Below are 310 nucleotides of genomic sequence, written 5' to 3'. Positions count from 1 at the left end.
GACGACCGCTCCAGGGTCGCGCCAGAGAGGCCGACGCGGAGGAGGTCGGCTCCGAGGCCTCCGTCGACGTCGAACGAGAAGGAGGAGTCGACCAACGGGCCGAAGGCGTAGGCCGCCCCGAAGTCGTCGCCCCGGCCCAAGTCGACCTCCACCGTCCTGCTCACTCCGGCGGTCTGGGTCTGGACGTAATACTCGAACTGGTCGTCACCCCCACCCAGCCTGAGGCGGACAGCGTCGAAATCGCCGGGCGAGAGCACGTGGAAGTCGCCGTTGACCTGGAGGAGGAAGGAGTCGTCGAACTCGGCGATCA

Annotated in this window: 1 protein-coding gene; it reads right to left on the bottom strand. The window is 67.7% G+C overall.

The features are described 5' to 3' along the window. Positions 1-310, bottom strand: a 310-nt coding sequence (locus G6O68_RS32205) for a hypothetical protein (RefSeq protein WP_165253858.1), incomplete at both ends; no start/stop codon positions are given.

This window comes from Paludisphaera soli, assembly GCF_011064595.1.
Classification (GTDB): Bacteria; Planctomycetota; Planctomycetia; order Isosphaerales; family Isosphaeraceae; genus Paludisphaera; species Paludisphaera soli.
The sequence above is the reverse complement of the archived record's forward strand: the minus strand, read 5'-3'. Positions and strand labels throughout refer to the sequence as shown.